Below are 15330 nucleotides of genomic sequence, written 5' to 3' on the forward strand. Positions count from 1 at the left end.
TTGGCCGCCTTTCATACGTCGTTCACTTGCTCACCTGACCGGGTAGCCGGCACCCTTCCAGGCCTCCACTCCACCCAGCAGCGCCGAGACATTCCCGTATCCCTGCGCCTGATACTCTTCCGCCCGACCGGCGGATGTATGCTCGGTCGGTCAGGCGCAGTAGAAGATGATCTGCTGCCCCTTGTCCAGGCTGCCGAGACGGCTCCGGAACTGGGCGAGGGATATTCCCCCTTCGAGCATCATCCTGCCACACAACTCTTCGCTTTCATAGGCGCAGACGAAAAGCGCCTCCCCTGCCGTCACTTTCCGACGGGCTTCCGCCGGGGTTGTCCGTGCAACTTCTCCCATTGTCGGACTCCTTTCCCCTATCAACGTAGGTACAGTCTACCCCCGTTTCGGGAGAAGGCAACGGAGTGAACGGGATTCCGTCAGCTGCGCTATCGCTGGATAAAGAGCAGCAGGGTCAACAGGAGGGGAAAGAGGTTGAGGGAGGAAAAGATGGCCGTTTCGGAACGGCCGAGAGCGATTGCACCGAGGGGAAGACAAAGGGCCGCATACCATAGAGGGATGAAATGGCCGATGATGCCAAAGGCTGGCAGCAGCATCGCCCCAACCGCCAGGGCGGCCACCCAGAGCCGGCAGAGACCGTGAGGGGATGAATCGCTCCGTCGGAGTTGGAGCAGGGGAATGCCGGCACGGCGGTAGTCGTCGGCGTGACGCTGCTGGAGGAGCCAGAAATGGGGGATCTGCCAGAGGTAGATGAGACCGGCGAAAAGGACAACGGGATAATCGATCGGCTCTCCGCCGGCACTGCACCAGCCGATGACCGGCGGGATTGTCCCGCAGAGTGCACCGATCGCCAGGGCCAAGGTGGTGCGCCGCTTGAGGGGAGTATAGACACCGAGGTACCAGGCGAGGGCCGCCACACCCAACAGCATCGGCAACAGGTCCCGGGACTCGGCGAGAAAAAGCAAGCCGGCCAGCAGACAACCGCAACCGACAGCCATGGCCCCCACCGGCGTCATGTCGTCGGCAGGTAATGGGCGATGCCGGGTCCTCTCCATGAGCCGGTCGACATCCCGCTCCAGCACCTGGTTGAACGCCGATCCCGCCGCCGCCAGGATCGCCACGCCGGTAAAGACCGCGGCCAGCCGAACCGGATCGACCGCAGTCGGGAAGAGGAGGTACCCCCCGACCGCCGTGGCACCGTTCAGGAGCGCAAGCCGGGGCCGGAACAGCAGGGAAAGAGCCCCCATCACCTGACCCCCTCGATGAACTCGACCATCGTCGTCACCTCGTCCTTGGTCAGACCAGGGAAAGAGGGCATGATCGGCTGGTACCCCTTCACCACGTCGGCGTTCGGATCGAGGATAGAGCGCCGCAGGTACTCCTCGTCCACCGTGATGGTCCGCTCGGTACCCCCTGTCAAGACCGTCACGCGCCGCCCGAAAATCCCCTTGAAGGTCGGCCCCACCTTCGCCGTCCCATCGAGGGAATGGCAGCCGAGGCAGCCATGTTTTTCCAGAAGGGCCTTGCCGGCTGCCTTTTCCTCTTTACCTTCCCCCTTCTCAAGCCATGCGGCAAACTCGGCGGCGGGGACCGCCTCCACGGTCGTGATCATCGCTGAATGGCCTACACCACAGTAGACGGAGCAGAAGAGGTCGTAGGAGCCGGGCTTGCTTGCCACGAACCAGGCAAAGTTCTTCATCCCCGGGACCACGTCCCGCTTGACCCGGAAGGCGGGGATATAGAAGCCGTGCAGCACATCCTTGGAGACCAGGTTCACCACCACCGGCTTCCCGACCGGGACATACAGCCTGGGGCTGGTCTTGCCGTTGGCGTAGGTGAAGCTCCATGACCACATGCGGGCCGTCGCCGTCACCGGCAGCGCATCCTTGGGCACATTGCGCAGGGAAAGGTAGCCCGACCAGCCGTAATAGAACATGGCCAGCACCAGGATGGAGGGGAGGACGATCCAGACGATTTCGAGCCAGATATTGCCGGACGACTGGGACGTCGGTTCGGGTGCACGGGAGCGGCGGTAGCGGATGACGAACCCCACCGTCGTTGCCGTGATGCCGAGCAACAGGACGAGGGACACCCCGAAGATGAACTTGAAGACAGGGTCGACCGCCTGTGTCGTGGTGATGAGCAAAGGGTTCATGTTACATTCCTACCGGTACAGCACGTCGAAAAACGTGAAGCCGATGAAGATGGCCAGGACGGAGAGGGCAAAGAACAGCAGCCAACGCAGGAGACGCCCCTCGTACTTCATATGCATGAAAAAGGCGATCACCAAGCCTCCCTTAACTACAGCTATGGCGAGTGAACCCCAGACATGGCCTATTCCCACATTATGGCGGGCAACCCAGACGGTGAGGGCCGTCAAGGCAAGGAGCCCCAGCCAGATCGCCGTCAGTTTGCCGTAACTGACGATGTGTTGTTGTTCACTCATCAACTGAATCTCCGTTCGAAAGCATTCGACCTTGCTAACCGGGCGCGAGATTTCGGCTAGATCGTCGCCGGCCCGCAGAAGCTTCGCTGAGGCGTAGCAGCGCTACGTCGAAGCGGGGCTTTGAGGACACGGCGCCGAGATGGTCGGAAGACCGCCCCCGCCCTACAGAATCAGGTAGTAGAGCGGGAAGATGAAAATCCAGACCAGATCCACCAGATGCCAGTAAAGGGCCCCGTTCTCCAGCAGCACGTAGTCACCGGCATGGATGGTTCCCCGCTGGACGCGGACCGCCACGAGGGTCAGGAGCGTGCCGCCGATCAGCACGTGCAGGCCATGGAGCCCGACGGTGAGGTAGTAAAGGCTGAAGAAGACCGACTCTCCCGGAGGGGCAGCAACCAGTTTCGGTGAATTTGGATAGATCCCCTTCCCTATCTCATCACTCCACTCCAGGTATTTGTTGAACAGAAATACCGCCGCGCAGAGGACCGTTCCGCCGAGCAGCCAAAGGACCATTCGGCGTGCGTTCCGCTGGATGGCAGTCACCGCCATGGCCACCAGCAGACTGCTGGTAATGAGGATCACCGTGTTGAGCGTGCCGAACCCCAGATGCATCTGCCCCCCTGCCGTGCCGAATTCCCGGGGGTAGCGGGCAAGGTAGGCGGCATAGAGCAGAAAGAGTCCGCCAAAGAGGAGCAACTCGGTGAAGAGGAAGAGCCACATGCCGAGCTTGGCGCCGGCATAGTCCTTGTGCAGTGGCCCGCTCATGGGATTCCCGCTCCCTTGAAATCGTACGGACCATGGGTCACGACCGGCTCTTCTTCGAAGTTCTCCGTCGGCGGAGGTGTGGGTATTGTCCATTCCAGGGTGGCGGCCCCCCAGGGGTTCCTGTCGATCGGCTCCCCTTTGAAGAGGCCCCGGAACAGGTTCACCAGCATCAGTATCAGGCCGCTCACCAGAATCCAGCTGCCGATGGTGGAGACCAGGTTGAGGGGGGCGAACTCCGGGAGGTAGTCGTAGTAGCGGCGGGGCATCCCCTTCATCCCCAATACCATCATGGTGAAGTAGGTGATGTTGAAGCCGACGAACATCAGCACCCAGGCGACGACGGCCGGCTTTTCGGCGTAGCGGCGGCCGTAGAACTTGGGAAGCCAGTAATGCATGGCCCCGAAGAAGGCGAAGACGGCGCCGCCGAAGATGACATAGTGGAAGTGACCGACCACGAACTGCGTGTCATGGACATGGATGTCGGTGGCGGCCGCGCCGAGGATCAGGCCGGTCAGCCCGCCGATGGAGAAGAGCAGGATGAAGGCGAGGGCGAAGAGCATAGGGGCTTCCAGGGAAATCGACCCCCGGTAGAGGGTGGAGACCCAGTTGAAGACCTTGATGGCCGAAGGAATCGCCACCACGAAGGTGAGGAAGGAAAAAACCAGGATGGCCGTGTCACTCATCCCGCTGGTGAACATGTGGTGCCCCCAGACCAGGGAACCGGCGGCGGCGATGGCAAGGCTGGAAAAGGCAATCATCTTGTAGCCGAAGATCGGTTTGCGGGCAAAGGCGGGAATGATCTCGGAAATTACCCCCATCCCCGGCAGGATCATGATGTAGACCGCCGGGTGGGAATAGATCCAGAACAGGTGCTGGTACATGAGGGGGTCGCCCCCCCGTGCCGGATCGAAGAGTCCGGTGCCGAGGAATCGTTCGGCGATGATCAATGCCAGGGTGATGCCGAGAATCGGGGTCGCCAGGATCTGCACCCAGGCGGTGGCGTAGAGCGACCAGACGAAGAGTGGCAACCTCCCCCAGGTCATCCCCTCTGCCCGCAGGCGATGGATGGTGGTGACGAAGTTGAGGCCGGTAACAATAGACGAGAAGCCGACAATGAAGACGCCGAAGACCGCCAGGGAGACGTTGGTGCCGGTCCGCTCGCTGAAGGGGACGTAGAAGGTCCAGCCGGTGTCGGGAGGGCCGCCACCGGTGAAGAGGGAGGTGATGATCACGGCGGCACCTGCGATGTAAAGCCACCAGGAGAAGAGGTTCAGGCGGGGAAAGGCCACATCCCGGGCACCGATCTGGATCGGCATGACCAGGTTGCCGAAAGAACCCTGAAATCCGGGGATGATGAAGAGAAAGACCATCACCACTCCGTGCACGGTGAATACGGCGTTGTACGTCTGGGGCCCCATGATGGTCCGTCCCGGCGCCATCAGTTCGATCCGGAGCAGAACCCCGAGCACAACGGCTATCAGGAAGAAGGTGAGCACCGAATAGAAGTAGAGCAGGCCGATCCGCTTGTGATCGGTGGAAAAAATCCACGCGGTGATGCCGGTTTTACCGGTATCGTTCCAGAAACCGCCATCTCCGGCAGGGGGCACGTTTTCGACTGGGATCATCGTCACTCCGGGCTACTTCGAATGGAACACGGAAAAGGCAGAAAAGCCAGGATAACTGCGGATCAATCCCCGATTTAAACTATCCGCTTTTATCCGTATGTTCAGATGTGATCCGTGTTCTATTCAAGCTATGTTTTTCGGTCCTTACGCCTGCGGCCGGTCAGGAGAAGGAAGGCGAGAAAGCCCCCCGTGCAGAGGATAACGACCGTGGCGCTGACCCGCAACAGGTTGAAGACGTAGGTCTTCCCTTCCGGATCGAAGGTGAAGCAGTAGCCGACCACCTTGCGAATCGTCACCCCCACCTTCCCTTCCCGGGCCTCCATGAGTGCCAGGGTCAGGTCCTTGGGGAGGAAAACGGTCCCGTACAGGTAACGGACAATCGTGCCGTCCGGAGCGACGACCATACTCGCCACCGGGTGAATGAAATCCCGTCCTTTGCGGGCAAAACGAAACCCCGCCGCATCGGTCAACCGGCGGATATTCTGCGCGTCGCCGGTGAGGAACCGCCATCCATCCTCGGGAAAGGGGGGGTTCATGGAGGCCAGGTACATCCGCTTGTATTTTGCCGCCAGCGCCGGCGTCTCGGTCTCGTCGAAACTGACGGAGATGACCCGGTACTCTTCTCCCGGTTTCCGTTTTACCCCCGGCAGGGCACCGGCCAGCCCTCCCTGGAGGAAATTGCAGACGTTGGTGCAGCTGTAGTAGACAGGGAGGATGATGGTCGGAACGGTCACCAGGTCCGCCAGACGGACCGGTTTGCCCGATTCGTCGCGGAAGGTGAGGTCGAGAGGGATTTTTTCCCCCAACCGTTCGGTGAGGCCGGCCGTTATCGCATCAGCTGATCCTGCTGCCATGCCAGGATGGTCATTCGTCGGGAGGTCTTCCGCCGTGTGGGACATCGCAAGGGAAGGGATACCACCGAGCATTATCAGCAGTGCCGCAAGCACCAGGCATGAGTCGGGCCATCCTGTTCCGCAGCGCCGTCCCATAAGTCTCCCCCACTCAGGCCAGGTTGAAGTTGTTTTGGTAGGCTACCAGCGTATTGATCATCAGGGCGGTGACGGTCATCCGGCCGACCCCGCCAGGGACCGGCGTTATCCAGGAACATTTCGGCGCAACCTGGTCAAATGCCACGTCCCCCACGATCTTGCCGTTCTCCAGCCGGTTGATCCCCACGTCGATGAGGACGACCCCCTCCTTCACCATATCCTCGGTGACGAACCCCGGGATGCCGACCGCCACGATCACGATGTCGGCCCGGCGGGTCTCGTCCAGGAGCAGCTCCCGGGGGGTCTCGATATGAGACAGGGTGACCGTGGCGTTGCCGATGTCGAAATCGTTGGAGAGCATGATGGAGATCGGCTTGCCGACGATGTTGGACCTGCCGATGACGACACAATGCTTCCCCTTCACCGGCACTTCGTAGAACTGCAAGAGTTTGCAGATGCCATAGGCGGTCGCCGGCCGGAAGGCCTTCTGCCCCAGCGTCATCCGGCCGAAATTCGTCGGATGGAAGCCGTCGATGTCCTTGTCGGGGGATATGGCATTGATGATGTGCTGCTGGTTGATATGCTTGGGGAGGGGGAGCTGGACGATCACCCCGTCGGTGGTCTGATCGCTGTTGATCTCCTCGATCTTCGCCAGCAGCTCCGCCTCCTTCACCGTTTCCGGAAACCGGATCAGGTTGCTTTCGAAACCTGCCAGGGTGCTGGTGGTTATCTTCGACTTGACGTACGACTCACTCGGCGCGTGCTTGCCGACCAGGATAATGGTCATGTGGGGCTTGCGCAGGCCGGAATCCACATACCCCGCCACCTTCTTCGCTATGTCGGCGATCAGGCTCTCCGCGCATTTCTTTCCATCCAACAGGTTCATGATGTGCTGTCCTCTCTTAAAAAGGGCAGACGGGAATACCCTCGTCGCCTCGCAAAAGTATCTTTCTTTCTACCACAAAACGAAGGGGGCCACAACAGCCCCCCTTCCCTGTATACCGTACGCTCCTGAAAAAGCCCGCTACGGGTTCTGCACCACCACCATCTGCGCCGGCATGGGGGACGGGAAGCCGGCGGCGGCGAGGGACTCACGGATGGTGCGGTTGCCGTCGAAATAGACCTGCCAGTAATGGTCATTATGGCAGAAGGGGCGCACGGCCAGCACCGGTCCCACCAGGGTGAAGTCGAGGATTTCCACCTCCACCGACGGCTGCGCCAGTACGTTGGGAACCGCCGCCAGTTTCTCCCGCAAAAGCTGCATAGCGGCGACATGATCGGCACTGCCGGCCAGCTGGCACTTCAGTTCGACCCGGCGGAAATCGTTGGTGGTGAAGTTCTGGATGGTATCGCTGAAAATCTTGCCATTCCCCACCAGCGTCATGACGTTGTCCGGCGTGTTGATGGTCGTGACGAAGAGGCCGATCTCCCTGATGGTGCCGGTCACACCGGCCGCCGTCACGAAATCCCCCACCTTGAAGGGGTGCAACACCACGAGAAAGATGCCTGCCGCCAGGTTGGAAAGGAGTCCGCCCCAGGCGGCGCCGATGGCGATGCCGATGCCGGCCACCAATGCGGCGAAGGTCGTCGTCTGTATGCCGCAGTAGCCAAGGATGGCAACTACCAGAATGATGTTGAGGGTCACCGCAACGAAGTTGCCGATGTAGCGCATCAGGGTGGGGTCGACCTTCTGCCGTTCCAGAACTCCATTCAGCATCCGCCCCACCAGCCCGATCAGCCAGCGGCCGACTATCCAGAACAGGATGACGGCGATAAGCTTGGTTCCCAGTTCCGTGACATAGGCTATGGCAAGCTGCTGGTACTGTCCCATCGTTTCCATACAGTTTCCCCCTTGGAGTTTCCGGTCGTCCCGCTCAACCGAAACGAAGAGACGGAACCATCTCGCTTTGAATTCTACATGATAGTGTAGCCTAATTCAGGGGGTTTCCAAGGAGGAAAGATAGAGAAGGATCAGAAAAAGCGTGCCAGCAGGTACAGTCCGACCATACCGAATCCCAGGGCCAGCTTGGCCGCCATTCCAAGTGCCATGCCAAGGGAGGCTCCCAGCCCGGCCCACCCCGCCGCATGCAGGCTCCGCTGGAGCGACAGTTCGCCGATGACCGCACCCGCAAAGGGGCCGAGCAGAATTCCCGGTATCCCGAAAAAAATGCCGATCACCCCTCCCAGCAAGGCACCCATCATTGCCCGTCCGGAAGCACCGAAGCGCTTCGCGCCGATGGCCGAGGCGGCAAACTCCACCAGGTAGGTCAGGACCATCATGACGGCAAGGACCGCCAGCGTCCCCGGCCCCACATAGACAAAATGCTCCGCCCAGGCAGCCAGCAAAAGCCCCGCGAAGAGAAGCGGCGCCCCCGGCAGTGCCGGCAGCACCAGCCCGGCTAGTCCAAGCAGGGTCAACACTCCTGCCCCTATCCACAACACGACGGTAACGTCCATTGATTCTCCTCCCTCTTCCCCCATGTACCGGAAAACATAGCGTAACGACCTCTTCACGTAAATGCAAACCGTAACCTGACGAACGGGTCCGGGCAGGTTGACAGCAACAGACGACCAATTAGAATTATGAGACACGGCACATGATGTGTCTCGCCACGCAGGATTGAGTCATCCATTTTTTGCCGATCAAGGGCAAAGACACCCAAAGAACATGTGCGTCGACACCGGTGCGTTTGTCAACGCATCAACTCAAGACGGGAGGAAACACATGAACCTGAGAATTGCAGCACTCGTGACGCTTGCCACCTTTACCCTGGGGATAGCCGGTTGTGCAACCGTTCCGGAAGGGCATGAGGGGGCAACAAAAGGGGCCGGCATCGGCGCGGCGACGGGCGCACTGGCAGGTGCACTGCTGGCAGGCGAAGGCTCCCGGACCAAGGGGGCGATCCTCGGAGGACTGGCCGGGGCGCTGGTGGGAGGCGTAGTCGGCAATTACACCGTCGACAAGAAAAAAACCGCTGCAGAGACGGCAAACAAATACGGCTACCAGCCGTCGGCCGGAATCGTAACGAGGATAGAGAATACGTCCGCAGCCCCCGCCACCGTGAAAGCCGGCGACAAAGTCGACCTGATGGCCACCTACGCGGTAATGGCACCCACCCCCACCACCCCGGTGGCCATCACCGAATCCCACGAAATCAGGCTGAACAACGAGCTGGTGGGTAACCCGTCGGTGAACGTCTCCCATCCCGCCGGCACTTACAGCTCCAGCATTCCGCTCTTTCTCCCCCAGGACGCAAAAAAAGGGACCTACAAGGTAACCACCACCATCAGCACCGCCAGCGGTAAGGACTCCCGGGAGACGTCGTTCACCGTCCAGTGACCCCAAACCGGTATGGGGAGAGAAACAGGAAAAGGCGGCCGGTGGCCGCCTTTTCCGTTCATGTCCCGAATCCCCCGCTTCCCCCTTCTCAAGGGGTCCAGTTGATCACCCGGTTCCTGAAATCCACATGGTAATGGAGCCCCCGAAGAAAATCCATCCCCAGCAGGCCGTCATAGGGTACCCGCGGGTTACCGTTGCCGATGACGGCCACGTTCATCTTCGTCCTGGCATGGGGGCCGACCGAGATCTGGTCGAGCCGCACCCCCCGGGCTTCCACGAAGCCTCCCCCCACCACCTGCACGGCACCCGACACGGCCTGGTTGAGATTGATATCCAGCTGCGCCGCCACCTGGGGGGTGATGGTGGTCATACTCGCGCCGGTATCCAGGATCAGCCGCGCCTGGACGCTCCGGGAGCCGAGGGAGAGGGTGACCGGGACGAGGACCGTATTCCCCTCGACGATGACGGGGGTCCCGTTTTTTTCCGGCCGGCCACTCTCGCCGACGAGCCGGTAGGAAGGAAGGGGGCGATGCCCTTCCAGGGCGCGGGTAAGGGTGGCGGTCAGCCCCGGGTCCAGCTGCTTCAGATGTTCGATTTCCCCGGCTGCCCCCGGCCGGTCACCAAGGGCCAGCAATGTCAGGCCTAGGTCGTAGTGGGTTTCCGCCCGCGACGGATCCAGTTCCTCTGCCGTGCGCAGCGCCGCCGCCCCCTTTTCCAGCAGTTCCATATCGGTGGCATGCTGGTTGTCACCCAGCTTCAGATAGGCCCGCCCCAGGCCGGCATAGACGCTGGCGCTCCTGTCGCCACGGTCGATAGCCTGGGCGAAGGCTCTGGCCGCCCTGGCATACTCTCCCCGGGCCAGGTAGGCGGCAGCGTCGACGGAAGCCGGTCCGCCACCCGCTGTCGCCCCCCCCGGCACCCCGACAAACAGGAGAAGCACCACGGCTCTCCGCAGAAAAACGGACCGGAATTCCATCCCTTCCTCCCTGCCGTCAGCCGGTGACGGCCCCCAGGTAAAAACCTTCCGTTAGTGTACCGTATGGCGGGACAATGGCCAGCACGACGAAGACGCCAGTGCGCGAAAACCCGTTCAGGGGAGTTCCAGCGGCGGTTCGGCAAGTGCCGCCAGCTGTTCCCGCAGCTGGAGAATATGCTCACCCCAGTAGCGCACGGTGTTGAACCAGGGGAAGGTGCCGGGAAAGATCGGATCCTCCCAGCGGCTGGCGAGCCAGGCAGCGTAGTGGAGCATGCGCAGGGCACGCAGCGCTTCGATCAGCCGTAATTCCCGGGGATCGAAGTCGCTGAACTCCCGGTACCCCTCCAGCAGCGCATCCAGCTGGGCGGTCTGGCGTTGCCGGTCACCGGAGAGCATCATCCAGAGGTCCTGCACTGCCGGGGCCGTCCGGGCATCGTCAAAATCGACGAAGTGAGGAACGCCGCCACGCCAGAGAATATTCCCCGCGTGGCAGTCGCCATGGGTCCGGATCTGCCGGATCGGTCCCGCCTCCGCAAGGCACCCGTCGATGGCATCCAGGAGCTGGTCGGTCACGGCGGTGTAGCTGGGCCGGTACTCCGCCGGGATGAAGCGCTCGCCGATCAGGGCAACACTGTCACGGCCGAAGCTTTGAACATTCAGGGCCGGCCGGTGCCTGAAGACATGGACTGCGCCGACGCAATGGATACGGCCGAGCATCCGGCCGAGGATCAGCAGGTTGTCCAGGTTGTCGAATTCGGGGGCGTGGCCACCCTGGCGGGGATAGAGGGAAAAACCGAACCCTCCGTAGTGGAAGAGGCTCTCCCCTACCCCGTTTCGCCACGGGGCCACCACCGAAAGCTCCTGGTCGGCCAGCTCCCGACAGAAAGTGTGCTCCTCCAGGATCTGGAGGTCGTTCCAGCGGCCGGGGCGGTAGAATTTGGCGATGAGCGGCTGCCCCTCTTCGATCCCCACCTGGTAGACGCGGTTCTCGTAACTGTTCAGGGCAAAGGTGCGGCAGTCGCAGCGAAACCCCTGGCTCTCCACGGCGTCCATGATGAAACTGGGGGTGAGGGTCTGAAAGGGGTGCGGGCTCTCGGGCATGGGTCACGGTTCCCTTGTGAATGTGTGATCGTACCGACTTCCCCACCATACCACCAATCGCCGCCGGAACCAAGGAGAAGGGTCGTTCGTTACGATCCGCCCGATCGCTCCATGAGCCCGCAGAACGCATCCTTGAGCGGAGTCCCGGCGATCTCCCCGATGGCATAGGAAACGCGAATAATGGGTTGCGGGCTTGCCAGCAGCCGGTTCAGGTCGATGGGGGTAGCAGCCAGCACGAAGTCGGTCGGCACTGCCGCTATGGTGGCGGCCAGGTCCGCCACCTGGCCGGGGGTGTACCCCATGGCGGGGAGTACCGGCCCGATGTGGGGAAAGGCGGCATAGACCCCGGCCAGGGAGCCCTGTGCCCAGGGGCGGGGGTCCACCACCTCGGCGCCGTGCTTCCGGGCCGCGGCGAGGCCGGCCCCGGAAGGGAGGGAGCCGTGGGTGACGGATGGGCCGTCCTCGACCACCAGGACCCGTTTTCCCCGGATCCTTTCCCCGTTTGGCACGGTCACGAGCGACGCCGTCCGCACCACCCTGGCCGCCGAGTTCACCCTCTTCGCCGCGGCTTCCACCATCTCCACGGCCGCCGGCCCGGCGGCATTCACCTTGTTGACCACCACGAGCTGCGCCCGCCGCAGGTTGACCTCGCCAGGATACCAGGAGGTCTCGTGTCCCGGACGGAGGGGGTCCGCCACCACGATCTCCAGGTCGGGGCGGAAAAAGGGGAGGTCGTTATTCCCCCCGTCCCAGATGATAACCTGCGCCTCCCTCTCGGCCCGCCGCAGGATCCGCCGGTAGTCCACCCCCGCATAGACGATGGCGCCATGTTCCAGCAGATGCTCGTACTCCTCCCGCTCTTCGATGGTGCAGTGGAACCGGTCCAGGTCGGCGGGTTCCGCAAGACGCTCCACCGCCTGGGAAGCCAGGTCGCCGTAAGGCATGGGATGGCGTACCACCACCGGTAGTATCCCCCGCTCCCGCAAGATGTCGCAGAAATAGCGGACCACCTGGCTCTTGCCACAGCCGGTCCGTACGGCGCAGACCGACACCACCGGTCGCCGACTCGCCAGCATGGTGGCGTCCGGGCCCATGAGCCGGAAATCGGCGCCGCAGGCAAGGACGAGGGAGGCGGTGTGCATCAGCTGTTCATGGGAGATGTCGCTGTAGGCAAAGACCACCTGCCGAACCCGGTGGCGGCGGATCAGGTCGGGGAGCCGCTCCTCGGGATAGATGGAAATCCCCTTGGGATAGAGCGGCCCGGCCAGGGTGGGAGGGTAGCGCCGGCCGCTGATGGAGGGGATCTGGGCCGCCGTGAACGCCACCACCCTGAACAGCGGGTTGTCCCGGAAACAGCAGTTGAAGTTGTGGAAGTCCCGTCCCGCCGCCCCCATGATGACGACCCGCGTGGGTCGGCTTCTCCGACCTCTTTCCATGACCATCCTCCCGTCCGCCATTATCTAGCCATAAGCGTACCACACATTGGCGGCTGTCGCCGACTCCCGCTTGACAAATCTCCCTCCGGCGCTTTACTTGTCCCATCTCCCCGACATCCAGGAGGCCATCATGGCAGCCATTCCCCCCTACATCCCCCCCGACTTCTCCCGCCCCGACCTGGCTGCGGCGCCGCCGGCCCGGACCGAACCGGCAACCGCCGACGGCATTCTCCCCGCCGGCTTCCATGCTACCAGCAACCACCCCGAGTACGTCCACCAGGGAAATGGAGAGTGGCTGCTGGTCCGGGAAAGTCGAATGGACGCCGTCCTCCTCCTGCGGGACGACACGCTCCAGGCAGTGGAGCCCCGCCTCGTCCGGCAGGGGGACCCGGTCGTCATGGGACGGAGCGAGAACGGCGAAGAGGGAATCTACGTCCATACCACCGGTTTCGATCCCGCCGGCCCGGCGGCGGAGGGAAAGTTCGCCTTCCGCGTCCGCGGCACCCGGGAGACCCCCTTCTCCCGCTCCTACGACGAGCTGTACGAGATCCTCCGCCATGACCGTGAGCACGGCTCTATCCTCTGGGTGCTCGGACCGGCCGTCGCCTTCGATCGGGACAGCCGCGACGCCATGCAGTGGCTGATCGAGAACGGTTACTGCCAGGCCCTGCTGGCGGGCAACGCCCTCGCCACCCACGACCTGGAGGCGGCCCTCTTCCGCACCGGCCTCGGCCAGGACATCTACACCCAGGCGCTGGTTCCCGGGGGGCACTACAACCATCTGGACGCCATCAACGAGATTCGCCGCCGCGGGTCCCTGGCAAAGACCGTCGCCGATCTGGATATCCGGGACGGTATCATCCCCGCCTGCCTGCGCCGGTCGGCCCCCGTCGTCCTGGCCGGCTCCATCCGGGACGACGGCCCCCTCCCCGAAGTGATCACCGACACGGTCCAGGCCCAGGATGCCATGCGCTGCCAGACACGCCTGGCCACCACCGTCATCGCCGTGGCGACCCAGCTCCATACCATCGCCACCGGCAACATGGTCCCCGACTACCGGGTGATGGATGACGGCACCGTGCGGCCGGTCTTCTTCTACATCGTCGACATGTCCGAATTCGGCGCCGACAAGCTGGCGAACCGCGGTTCGGGGCAGGCCCGCGCCATCCTGACCAACGCCCAGGACTTCGTGGTGAACCTGCGGCATGCCCTGGAGGGATAAGGGCAAACTCCAGCTGGACAAGAGCCGCGGACTGGCATAGGATGCTCCCGTACACCATCACGGCACCGAAGGGACCCGACACCCGACCATGCCCCCCTTTTCGCTCCGGCAGCACCGACCGCTAGCCTTCTTCATCGCCGCCCGCGGCGCGGCGACCCTGGCCTACCAGATGGCGGGGGTCGCCGTCGGCTGGCAGATCTACGGGCTGACCCACCGCGCCCTTGACCTGGGTCTGGTGGGGCTCGTCCAGTTCATCCCGTCGCTTCTCCTTACCCTCTATGTGGGGCACCTGGCCGACCGCCACGACCGGCGGCGGATCGTCTCCTTCGCCCTCCTGGCCGAGGCGGCAGCACTGGCCGGTCTCGCCGCGACCACCCTCCTGCACGGGGGGAGCCGCGAGACCATCCTCCTCTTCGTCCTCGCCATCGGCATCGGCCGCGCCTTCGAATACTCCACCATGCTCGCCCTGGTCCCCTCCCTGGCGGAATCGGAGATCCTTCCCCAGGCCATAGCCGCCAGCTCCGGGGTCAAGCAGGCGGCCACCATCATCGGCCCAGTGCTGGGGGGCTTTCTCTACCTCGCCGGTCCCGCCGCGGTCTACGGCATAAGCTTCCTCCTCTTCCTCTTTGCCGCCGTCACCATCCTCTGCATCCGGATCAGGCGCATCCCCCCCTCGCGGGAACCCATCAGCCTCCAGACCGTCTTCGCCGGAATCGGCTTCATCCGGAGCCGCCCCGTGCTTCTCGGCGCCATATCCCTCGACCTGTTCGCCGTCCTCCTGGGAGGGGCCACGGCACTCCTCCCCATCTACGCCCGGGACATCCTCCTTACAGGCCCCGAAGGTCTCGGCCTGCTCCGGGGTGCGCCGGCCGTTGGGGCGCTGGTGGCATCCCTCTATCTTGCCCGGAACCCGCTCCGCCAGAAAGTCGGCCGGGTCATGTTCGCCGCCGTCGCCCTGTTCGGCGCCATGACCGTCGTCTTCGCCCTCTCCCGCTCCATCCTCCTCTCCTTCGCGGCCCTCGCCATCCTCGGCTGGGCCGACATGATCAGCATCGTCATCCGCGCCTCCCTCATCCAGCTGGAGACCCCGGACGAGATGCGTGGCCGGGTGAGTGCCGTCAACGCCATCTTCGTCAGCTCCTCCAACGAACTGGGGGAATTCGAATCGGGGCTCACCGCCGCCTGGTTCGGCGCCGTCCCGGCCGCCCTCATCGGCGGCATCGGCACCCTCGTCGTCGTCCTCATCTGGATACGGCTCTTCCCGGACTTGCTGCGACGGGAGCGTCTCCAGGGAGGATGATCAAAACATAAGCAGTTCTTCTGAAAAGAGGCTGTTGGGCAAGAGTAAAAGTGGACCTGGCCATGAACTATTCGATCGTTAAAGGGAAGTGATTGATTTTGCGAGACTATGAACGTATGGG

General features: G+C 62.9%; 16 protein-coding genes. 3 read left to right on the forward strand and 13 right to left on the reverse strand.

Features of this window, described 5'->3' with window-relative positions:
- Positions 1-150: 150 nt before the first annotated feature.
- From LDN04_RS03630 to LDN04_RS03675, 10 genes are all read right to left on the reverse strand, one after another.
- On the reverse strand, positions 151-348 hold the full coding sequence (locus LDN04_RS03630; RefSeq protein WP_223906411.1) for an ArsR family transcriptional regulator: 198 nt from the start codon (positions 346-348) through the stop codon (positions 151-153).
- Between the two features lie 89 nt (positions 349-437).
- Entirely contained in the window at positions 438-1259 is an 822-nt protein-coding gene (locus LDN04_RS03635) for a protoheme IX farnesyltransferase (protein WP_308464654.1), read from the reverse strand.
- Entirely contained in the window at positions 1256-2164 is a 909-nt protein-coding gene (coxB, locus tag LDN04_RS03640; protein ID WP_223906418.1) for a cytochrome c oxidase subunit II, read from the reverse strand. The genes LDN04_RS03635 and coxB overlap by 4 nt, the downstream gene beginning before the upstream one ends.
- A gap of 9 nt (positions 2165-2173) precedes the next feature.
- Entirely contained in the window at positions 2174-2455 is a 282-nt protein-coding gene (locus LDN04_RS03645; RefSeq protein WP_223906421.1) for a cytochrome C oxidase subunit IV family protein, read from the reverse strand.
- A 162-nt stretch (positions 2456-2617) separates the two neighbouring features.
- Positions 2618-3220, reverse strand: a complete 603-nt coding sequence (locus tag LDN04_RS03650) for a cytochrome c oxidase subunit 3 (RefSeq protein ID WP_223906425.1) — start codon at positions 3218-3220, stop codon at positions 2618-2620.
- A complete protein-coding gene (gene ctaD / locus LDN04_RS03655; protein WP_223906428.1) occupies positions 3217-4845 on the reverse strand; it encodes a cytochrome c oxidase subunit I in 1629 nt (542 codons plus the stop codon). Before ctaD ends, LDN04_RS03650 begins: the two co-directional genes overlap by 4 nt.
- 128 nt (positions 4846-4973) lie before the next feature.
- Positions 4974-5834 carry an SCO family protein gene (locus LDN04_RS03660; protein WP_223906431.1) on the reverse strand — a complete coding sequence of 287 codons (861 nt, stop codon included), beginning with the start codon at positions 5832-5834 and terminating at the stop codon, positions 4974-4976.
- A gap of 13 nt (positions 5835-5847) precedes the next feature.
- The gene (locus LDN04_RS03665; RefSeq protein WP_223906434.1) at positions 5848-6720 is read right to left on the reverse strand and encodes a bifunctional 5,10-methylenetetrahydrofolate dehydrogenase/5,10-methenyltetrahydrofolate cyclohydrolase; all 873 of its coding nucleotides are present in this window, start codon (positions 6718-6720) and stop codon (positions 5848-5850) included.
- A gap of 138 nt (positions 6721-6858) precedes the next feature.
- The gene (locus LDN04_RS03670) at positions 6859-7674 is read right to left on the reverse strand and encodes a mechanosensitive ion channel family protein (RefSeq protein ID WP_223906437.1); all 816 of its coding nucleotides are present in this window, start codon (positions 7672-7674) and stop codon (positions 6859-6861) included.
- Positions 7675-7805: 131 nt separating this feature from the next.
- Positions 7806-8291, reverse strand: coding sequence for a DUF456 domain-containing protein (locus LDN04_RS03675; protein ID WP_223906440.1), 486 nt, complete (start codon positions 8289-8291; stop codon positions 7806-7808).
- Positions 8292-8559: 268 nt separating this feature from the next.
- On the opposite strand from LDN04_RS03675, the gene LDN04_RS03680 reads away from it, so the two are divergent.
- Complete coding sequence (locus LDN04_RS03680; protein ID WP_223906443.1) at positions 8560-9174, forward strand: YMGG-like glycine zipper-containing protein; 615 nt, start codon at positions 8560-8562, stop codon at positions 9172-9174.
- A gap of 88 nt (positions 9175-9262) precedes the next feature.
- Here the strand turns inward: LDN04_RS03680 and LDN04_RS03685 are convergent, their stop codons facing one another.
- From LDN04_RS03685 to LDN04_RS03695, 3 genes are all read right to left on the reverse strand, one after another.
- Positions 9263-10150, reverse strand: a complete 888-nt coding sequence (locus LDN04_RS03685; RefSeq protein WP_223906446.1) for a retropepsin-like aspartic protease — start codon at positions 10148-10150, stop codon at positions 9263-9265.
- A gap of 114 nt (positions 10151-10264) precedes the next feature.
- The gene (locus tag LDN04_RS03690; RefSeq protein ID WP_223906449.1) at positions 10265-11251 is read right to left on the reverse strand and encodes a serine/threonine protein kinase; all 987 of its coding nucleotides are present in this window, start codon (positions 11249-11251) and stop codon (positions 10265-10267) included.
- An 89-nt stretch (positions 11252-11340) separates the two neighbouring features.
- On the reverse strand, positions 11341-12687 hold the full coding sequence (locus LDN04_RS03695) for a cyclic 2,3-diphosphoglycerate synthase (protein WP_223906451.1): 1347 nt from the start codon (positions 12685-12687) through the stop codon (positions 11341-11343).
- A gap of 130 nt (positions 12688-12817) precedes the next feature.
- Here LDN04_RS03695 and LDN04_RS03700 point away from each other — a divergent pair, with 130 nt between their 5' ends.
- Positions 12818-13909, forward strand: a complete 1092-nt coding sequence (locus LDN04_RS03700) for a hypothetical protein (protein ID WP_223906454.1) — start codon at positions 12818-12820, stop codon at positions 13907-13909.
- 88 nt (positions 13910-13997) lie between these two features.
- On the forward strand, positions 13998-15209 hold the full coding sequence (locus tag LDN04_RS03705; protein ID WP_223906457.1) for an MFS transporter: 1212 nt from the start codon (positions 13998-14000) through the stop codon (positions 15207-15209).
- Positions 15210-15330: the final 121 nt, after the last annotated feature.

This window comes from Geobacter sp. AOG1 (assembly GCF_019972315.1).
In the GTDB taxonomy this organism is placed as follows: domain Bacteria; phylum Desulfobacterota; class Desulfuromonadia; order Geobacterales; family Geobacteraceae; genus Geomobilimonas.

Bases quoted from the DNA above. Each gene is read 5' to 3' on its own strand.
- LDN04_RS03630 (WP_223906411.1), bottom strand. From the start codon at position 348: ATGGGAGAAGTTGCACGGACAACCCCGGCGGAAGCCCGTCGGAAAGTG.
- coxB (WP_223906418.1), bottom strand. From the start codon at position 2,164: ATGAACCCTTTGCTCATCACCACGACACAGGCGGTCGACCCTGTCTTC.
- LDN04_RS03645 (WP_223906421.1), bottom strand. From the start codon at position 2,455: ATGAGTGAACAACAACACATCGTCAGTTACGGCAAACTGACGGCGATC.
- LDN04_RS03650 (WP_223906425.1), bottom strand. From the start codon at position 3,220: ATGAGCGGGCCACTGCACAAGGACTATGCCGGCGCCAAGCTCGGCATG.
- ctaD (WP_223906428.1), bottom strand. From the start codon at position 4,845: ATGATCCCAGTCGAAAACGTGCCCCCTGCCGGAGATGGCGGTTTCTGG.
- LDN04_RS03660 (WP_223906431.1), bottom strand. From the start codon at position 5,834: ATGGGACGGCGCTGCGGAACAGGATGGCCCGACTCATGCCTGGTGCTT.
- LDN04_RS03665 (WP_223906434.1), bottom strand. From the start codon at position 6,720: ATGAACCTGTTGGATGGAAAGAAATGCGCGGAGAGCCTGATCGCCGAC.
- LDN04_RS03670 (WP_223906437.1), bottom strand. From the start codon at position 7,674: ATGGAAACGATGGGACAGTACCAGCAGCTTGCCATAGCCTATGTCACG.
- LDN04_RS03675 (WP_223906440.1), bottom strand. From the start codon at position 8,291: ATGGACGTTACCGTCGTGTTGTGGATAGGGGCAGGAGTGTTGACCCTG.
- LDN04_RS03680 (WP_223906443.1), top strand. From the start codon at position 8,560: ATGAACCTGAGAATTGCAGCACTCGTGACGCTTGCCACCTTTACCCTG.
- LDN04_RS03685 (WP_223906446.1), bottom strand. From the start codon at position 10,150: ATGGAATTCCGGTCCGTTTTTCTGCGGAGAGCCGTGGTGCTTCTCCTG.
- LDN04_RS03690 (WP_223906449.1), bottom strand. From the start codon at position 11,251: ATGCCCGAGAGCCCGCACCCCTTTCAGACCCTCACCCCCAGTTTCATC.
- LDN04_RS03695 (WP_223906451.1), bottom strand. From the start codon at position 12,687: ATGGAAAGAGGTCGGAGAAGCCGACCCACGCGGGTCGTCATCATGGGG.
- LDN04_RS03700 (WP_223906454.1), top strand. From the start codon at position 12,818: ATGGCAGCCATTCCCCCCTACATCCCCCCCGACTTCTCCCGCCCCGAC.
- LDN04_RS03705 (WP_223906457.1), top strand. From the start codon at position 13,998: ATGCCCCCCTTTTCGCTCCGGCAGCACCGACCGCTAGCCTTCTTCATC.